The organism is uncultured Corynebacterium sp., from assembly GCF_902782855.1.
Taxonomy (GTDB): Bacteria; Actinomycetota; Actinomycetes; order Mycobacteriales; family Mycobacteriaceae; genus Corynebacterium.
Map to the genome: position 1 here is coordinate 22,591 of NZ_CACZOO010000278.1, position 6,848 is coordinate 29,438.

Sequence of the window (6,848 nt, forward strand, 5' to 3'; positions counted from 1 at the left end):
CCGACGGTGCGTGCAGTCCAGATCCTCCACAGCCATGGGGACCACCGTAGTCCCCGCACCCCGCGTGGCCCGCACGGGAGGCGGACCACGGGGCGTCATCCCGTCACCGGGGTGGAGCAGACCGGGTGGAAATGAGCGGGCGGCAGGGGCATGATTGACTACCGTGACTACTCCCGGAACATCAACGATTGAGCGCCCCGACGTCCGGACGGACGACCGGACCTCCGACGACACCCCGAAGTTCTTCCACTACGTCAAGAAGGACCGGATCGTGGATTCCGCGGTCAACGGCCGCATGGTCGTCGCCCTGTGCGGTGAGACATTTCCGGTGACCAGGCAGGCCAAGCCGGGCTCCCCGGTCTGTCCCGACTGCGAGCAGATCTACCGGGGGCTCCGGAAGAAGTGACCGCCGCCCCCTCCGGCATGTCGGCTGTCCTCCCCGCCGGGCTCCGCCTCTGGCAGCGGGAGGCCCTGAAGAAGTACCTCGAGACATCCCCGCGTGACTATCTCGCGGTGGCCACCCCCGGTGCGGGCAAGACGACCTTCGCGTTGACCGTCGCGCGTGTCCTGCTGGACCAGCACGTGGTCGAACGCATCGTCATCGTCGTGCCTACCGAGCACCTCAAGAGTCAGTGGGCGTCGTCGGCGGTCCGCCTCGGCATCTCACTGGACGATGCATTCACGAACTCCTCGGCCGTCAACCCGTCACATGACGGTGTGGTGGTGACCTATGCGCAGGTCGGTATGAAGCCCACCAAGCACTACCAGGTCGCGACCGCCCGCAAGACGCTGGTGATCCTCGACGAGATCCACCACGCAGGTGACGCGAAGAGCTGGGGAGAGGGCGTCCGTTTCGCCTACGACCAGGCAGAACGACGGCTGGCCCTGACCGGTACCCCGTTCCGCTCCGATGACTCACCCATCCCGTTCGTCCTGTACAAGGAGATAGACGGAGCCCTGGTCTCCCAGGCCGACTACACCTACGGATACTCCGAGGCACTGTCCGACGGGGTGGTGCGCCCCGTCGTCTTCCTCGCGTACTCCGGCAATGCACGGTGGCGGGACTCGGCGGGCGAGGAGTACGAGGCGCGACTCGGAGAACCACTCAACGCCGAGCAGACCGCCCGGGCGTGGAAGACGGCCCTGGACCCGAAGGGGGAGTGGATCCCGGCGGTTCTCGCCGGGGCACACACCCGCCTGCTCCAGCTGCGGCGGTCCATACCGGACGCCGGGGGCCTGGTCATCGCCACCGACACGACCACCGCGCGTGCCTACGCGAAGATCCTGGAGCGCATCAGCGGTACGAAGGTGACGGTCGTTCTCTCGGACGAGGCGGGGTCCAGTGAACGGATCAGGGAATTCTCCGACGGCACCGACCTCTGGATGGTCGCGGTCCGTATGGTCTCCGAAGGAGTTGACGTGCCCCGGTTGGCCGTCGGGGTCTACGCCACGTCCGCATCGACCCCGCTGTTCTTCGCACAGGCTGTCGGACGCTTCGTCCGGTCCCGACGTAGAGGAGAATCCGCCAGCGTCTTCCTGCCGAGCGTACCGGTGCTGCTCGACCTGGCATCCAACATGGAGCGTCAGCGCAACCATGTGCTCGGTCAGCCCCATCGTCCGAACGAGGGCTGGGACGACGAACTGCTCGTCCAGGCCAACCGGGAGGAAACCGAGCCCGACGAACAGAAGGGCTACGAGTCCATCGGGGCGGAGGCGGAGCTCGACAGTCTGATCTTCGACGGTTCGAGTTACGGCACCGCGACGATGGCCGGCTCCGCCGAGGAACAGGACTACCTCGGCCTGCCCGGCCTGCTCGACGCCGACCAGATGAAGACGCTGCTGCGGGCCCGGCAGTCGGAGCAACTCGATGCCAGGGCCCGCGAGGAGGTCGCACGCAAGGAGAAGGAGCGGGAGGAGCGACGGCGTGGTGGGGACCCCTCCGGCATCGACGGGGCGGACAACCACCGCGACCGTGTCGCCAGCGAGGAGCTCCCCGCCCTGCGTAAGAAGCTCAACACCCTCGTCGCCGCGAAGGCCGCGCGGACCGGACGCCCCCACGGGGCGATCCACAATGATGTCAGACGCAACTGCGGTGGACCACCGACCGCACTGTGCTCGGCGCAGCAGCTGCGTGACCGGATCGCCTACCTCCGGGAGTGGTGACGCAGGGCCCTCGGCTACGCTGGTCACCATGGCACAGCAGCGATCTCAGCGGGCTCAGCAGCGTCCGGAGAACCCCTCCCCGTCCCCTCAACGGCAGAGCCGGCTCGGACTCGCGGCACTACTGCTCGGGGTGATGGCGCTGCCTGCGGCACTCATGCCGGTCCTCGGTATCGTCATCGCCGTCGTGGTGCTCGTCGTCGGTCTGGTGGCGATGGTCAGGGCGGTGCGGGTACCTGGGATCAGCTGGACCTACCCGGGCATCGCCGTGGTCGTCGCCGTGGTCGCCCTCGCCGCTGCAAGCCTGGTCACCGCTGCCGCCGACGACAAGATACAGAAGTGCGGGGCCACCACCGTCGACGAGGCCAACGACTGTCTGCGCAACGGTGACTGACGACCACCGTCTCTGACCGACCAAGGGACAAGCGACGACCCCCCGGCCACCGTGGCCGGGGGGTCGACTCATCTGACCGGGGGTGGGAGAGCTACTAGTCCAGGTAGTCCCGCAACACCTGGGAGCGCGAGGGATGCCGCAGCTTCGACATGGTCTTCGACTCGATCTGGCGGATACGTTCACGGGTCACACCGTAGACCTGGCCGATCTCGTCGAGGGTGCGGGGCATCCCGTCGGTGAGACCGAACCGCAGCTTCACCACACCTGCCTCACGCTCGGAGAGAGTGTGGAGGACATCCTGCAGCTGATCCTGGAGCAGGGTGAAGCTGACCGCGTCGACGGCGACGACAGCCTCGGAATCCTCGATGAAGTCACCCAGCTGACTGTCGCCCTCGTCACCGATGGTCTGGTCCAGGGAGATGGGCTCGCGGGCGTACTGCTGGATCTCGAGAACCTTGTCCTCGGTGATGTCCATCTCCTTGGCGAGCTCCTCCGGTGTGGGCTCGCGGCCCAGGTCCTGCAGCAGTTCGCGCTGGATACGACCGAGCTTGTTGATGACCTCGACCATGTGCACCGGGATACGGATGGTGCGCGCCTGGTCCGCCATCGCACGGGTGATGGCCTGCCGGATCCACCAGGTGGCGTAGGTGGAGAACTTGTAGCCCTTGGTGTAGTCGAATTTCTCGACAGCGCGGATCAGGCCGAGGTTGCCCTCCTGGATCAGATCGAGGAAGGCCATGCCGCGGCCGGTGTACCGCTTGGCCAGGGAGACCACCAGGCGCAGGTTCGCTTCCAACAGGTGGTTCTTCGCCTTGCGCCCGTCGCGGTCGATCTCGCGGAGATCGCGCTTCTGCATGGGCGAGACCTTCTCTCCGCTCTCCTTGATCTGCTCCATCTTGTAGGTGGCGTACAGGCCTGCCTCGATGCGTTTGGCCAGCGACACCTCCTGCTCTGCATTGAGGAGGGCGACCTTGCCGATCTGCTTGAGGTAGGCACGGACCGAGTCCGCTGAGGCGGTGAGCTCGGCGTCCTTACGCGCCTGACGCAGGGCCGCAGACTCATCCTCGTCCCAGACGAAACTGCCGTCGGTGGCGGCTTTCGCAGCCGCCGCACCGCTGGTGGTTGTACCGGCGTCAGCATCGTCAGCGTCATCATCGGCGTTCGCGTCAGCGGTACCGACGGACCCGTTGGCGCCGTCAGCGTGATCGTCGTCGGTGTTGTTCTCCGGTGCACCGTCACCGAGATCGTCATCGACATCCTCGATGTCGTCGAAATCATCGTCCATCTCACCGAAATCACCGGGGTGGTCCGGGTCGTCGGCGTCTTCGTCCTCCGCGTCACCGGATCCTTCGGCGTCCCTCTTCTTGGCGCCCCGGCGGGTCTGCTCAGCCTCCGTGGCATCGGAGACCGTCTTGTTCGCGGCGGTCCTGCGCGCCGCGGTTTTCTTTGCCGCGGTCTTCTTCGCCGCCGTCTTACGGGTGGTCTTCTTTGCCGCGGTTTTCTTTGCCGCGGTCTTTTTGGCGGCGGTTTTCCTGGCGGGCCTGGCGGGCCCGGCCGCGGCGGCAGCCCCGACGGCTGCCTCAGCAGTGGTGTCCGTCGAGGTCGCTACCGGGGCGGTATCGACGGTGACCGGGGTGGCGGCCTTGCGGGTGCCGGTCCGGGCAGTCTTCCGGGCTGCCGTCTTCTTGGCTACCTTGCGTACCGGTGAGGAATCGCTGTCGGAGCCGGGGGTGGGGGAGGTGTTGACCGCCACGGAAGACCTTTCTTACGGGGACGGGGGCAGAAAAATGACGTGGTTGCACTTGGTGGGCCCGTGGGAACAGGCCACAGAATCCGGAGTGCTGCTGAAACCGCAATCGACCCCCTATTGTAACCCAGCGTGCGAAAACGCAACGGGGGGACCACTTCGGGGGCGGTGTCGGTGGGGAACACCGGCACCGTACCCGCACTGTACCGGCACCGGCGCAGTCTCGGGGGCAGGGCACGGTCAGGGGCGGACACCGTCGCGTACCGCACCGGCGGCGCCGACGATCCCTGCCCGGTTACGCAGCACTGCGGGGAAGACTTCCGCGGCGACGGTGAGGTGGGGCCCCCACTTGTCGAACTTGCGGGAGACACCGCCACCGATGATGATCCGCTGCGGGTTGAGGATGCGACGGTACTCCTCCAGGACGCGGTCTACCCGACGAGCCCACTCACGGTAGCTGAGGTCCTCGCGCTCCCTGACCGCGGAGGACGCCCACCGCTCGGCGTCCATCGCGGGGAACAGGAGGTGGCCGAGTTCCGTGTTCGGGTAAAGGGTGCCGTTGCTCAGCAGGGCAGAGCCGATTCCCGTGCCGAAGGTCAGCAGCAGCACCGACCCCTCACAGGCGCGGGGATCCCCGTAGGCGGCTTCGGCGAGGCCGGCGGCGTCCGCGTCATTGAGCACCGCGACTTCCCTGGGCTGTCCGGTGACCGACAGATGCCGGGAGAACAGGTCTGCGCAGTCGGTTCCGATCCAGGAACGGTCGATGTTGGCGGCGGTCTGCGCCGTCTGGTTCTGGACCACCGCGGGAACGGTGATGCCGACCGGGCCGTCCCATTCAGCCTCGTCGAGCAGCTCGCCGACGACGTCGGCGACGGCTGTCGGGGTGGCGGGCTGCGGCGTGAGGATCTTGATCCGGTCACCGATGAACTCGCCGGTGTCCATGTCGACCCGGGCCCCCTTGATGCCGCTGCCGCCGATGTCGATACCGAACCCGGTCGTGCCTGTCGTCACTGTCGCCATGGTCAGCGATGCTACCGGAGATCCCGCCGGCTCATGCGTCGATGCCGCCACGACCCGCCGGGCGTGGGGCTGGCATCATGGGGTGCGTGTCTGCCGTCGCAAATTCCCCCCACGGTGCCCCCGGTGCGCACCATGTCCTGCTCACCCTCCGGTCGACGGCGGTGACCGCCCCGGAGACGGCGTCCGTCCTCGGTGGGCGTTCTCCGGAGGACCTGCGGCGTACGGCCGTACGGATCGCCACCGCAGCAGCCGGTCATGTCCGTGACACCCGGCGCAGCATCGTCGGACCGGACGGACGGGTACCGGTCGCCGCGACGAAGAGCTCGGACGTCGACCCGGTCACCGCCGTCGACCGGTCGAGTGAGGACCTGATCCGCAGCTTCCTCGCCGACCACGCACCCCGGGACGCGATCCTGGGCGAGGAGGACGGCGGATCACTGCAGCCGGACGCCGTGACATGGATCGTCGACCCGATCGACGGGACCGTGAACTTCATCTACGGAATTCCGGCGAGCGCGGTGAGTATCGCCGCGACCGTCAACGGGGCGCCGGTCGCAGGGGCGGTGGCGGACATCGCCCGGGACCGGGTGTTCTCCGCCTGTACCGGAGGCCCCGCCCGGGTCCGTGACGCCGCCGGTGGCAGGTGCCGTGTCCTCGGTCCGTTGGTGGGCCCCGCCGACCTTTCGAAGGCGCTGGTGGGGACCGGGTTCTCCTATTCCTCCCGACGTCGGGAACGACAGGCCGGCCTTCTCACCGACCTTCTGCCCCGGATCCGTGACATCCGACGACTCGGATCGGCGGCGCTCGACCTGTGTGCGGTGGCGTCCGGGGTACTGGACGGTTACTACGAGCACGGGCTCGGCCCGTGGGACCACGCCGCCGGTGCGCTGATCGCGGCGCGGGCAGGTGCGCAGGTGCACATGCCGGTCCTCACCGCCGGTTACGATGACGGGGTGGGGGTAGTGGCGGCGGCACCCTCGGTCGCCCGTGAACTGGCCGGTCAGATTGTTGCGGTGCGGATGCCGGCCGACGGCTGAGGGGGAGGACGACGGGGGTGGACGGGTGGTGAAGTGACAATGGGCCGCGCCTGTTTTAGTATGCGCGGGACAACCCCCGGAGAGTGCGTTCTGACCGGCACGTCCACCCGGGAGTCGCTCCACGACACCAGCACATGAACGATGCCCTTTTCGGGGATTCAGGAGGCAGCACCATGGCGACCGACTACGACGCTCCACGCACCCGTCCGGAGGACGAGATCGAGACCGACTCCCTGGAGGGACTCAAGGCAGCGGAGAAGGCGGAACCGGATATTGACGACACCGACGACGGTGAAGTCGTCGAGCCGCTGGACATCCCGATGGCGGACCTGTCCGGCGAGGAGCTCAGTGGCGAGGTGATCCCCCGTCAGACCGACGAGTTCACCTGCTCGGTGTGTTTCCTGGTCCAGCACCGCAACCGCATCGCCGAGGATGCTGGCAACGGCGAGTACATCTGCGTCGACTGTGCCTGACACACCCGCCTGACACA

Annotated in this window: 7 protein-coding genes; 5 read left to right on the forward strand and 2 right to left on the reverse strand. The window is 67.5% G+C overall.

Annotation, left to right across the window (positions count from 1 at the left end; all coding sequences use genetic code 11):
* Positions 1-163: 163 nt before the first annotated feature.
* The 3 genes from QZV72_RS11315 to QZV72_RS11325 are packed head-to-tail and all read left to right on the forward strand — an operon-like array spanning position 164 to position 2,554.
* On the forward strand, positions 164-406 hold the full coding sequence (locus QZV72_RS11315) for a DUF3039 domain-containing protein (RefSeq protein ID WP_297008543.1): 243 nt from the start codon (positions 164-166) through the stop codon (positions 404-406).
* A gap of 17 nt (positions 407-423) precedes the next feature.
* Positions 424-2,163, forward strand: a complete 1,740-nt coding sequence (locus tag QZV72_RS11320) for a DEAD/DEAH box helicase (protein ID WP_297008555.1) — start codon at positions 424-426, stop codon at positions 2,161-2,163.
* A 28-nt stretch (positions 2,164-2,191) separates the two neighbouring features.
* Positions 2,192-2,554: a hypothetical protein gene (locus tag QZV72_RS11325; RefSeq protein ID WP_297008545.1), complete on the forward strand. Its 363-nt coding sequence runs from the start codon at positions 2,192-2,194 to the stop codon at positions 2,552-2,554.
* 94 nt (positions 2,555-2,648) lie between these two features.
* On the opposite strand, the gene QZV72_RS11330 is transcribed toward QZV72_RS11325, so the two are convergent.
* On the reverse strand, positions 2,649-4,307 hold the full coding sequence (locus QZV72_RS11330) for an RNA polymerase sigma factor (protein WP_297008547.1): 1,659 nt from the start codon (positions 4,305-4,307) through the stop codon (positions 2,649-2,651).
* Between the two features lie 234 nt (positions 4,308-4,541).
* Complete coding sequence (ppgK, locus tag QZV72_RS11335) at positions 4,542-5,321, reverse strand: polyphosphate--glucose phosphotransferase (RefSeq protein ID WP_297008549.1); 780 nt, start codon at positions 5,319-5,321, stop codon at positions 4,542-4,544.
* Positions 5,322-5,398: 77 nt separating this feature from the next.
* On the opposite strand from ppgK, the gene QZV72_RS11340 reads away from it, so the two are divergent.
* Together QZV72_RS11340 and QZV72_RS11345 are read left to right on the forward strand one after the other, a co-directional pair.
* Positions 5,399-6,358 carry an inositol monophosphatase family protein gene (locus QZV72_RS11340; protein WP_297008551.1) on the forward strand — a complete coding sequence of 320 codons (960 nt, stop codon included), beginning with the start codon at positions 5,399-5,401 and terminating at the stop codon, positions 6,356-6,358.
* A gap of 173 nt (positions 6,359-6,531) precedes the next feature.
* A complete protein-coding gene (locus QZV72_RS11345) occupies positions 6,532-6,831 on the forward strand; it encodes a DUF4193 domain-containing protein (protein WP_297008557.1) in 300 nt (99 codons plus the stop codon).
* The last annotated feature ends 17 nt before the right edge of the window (positions 6,832-6,848 follow it).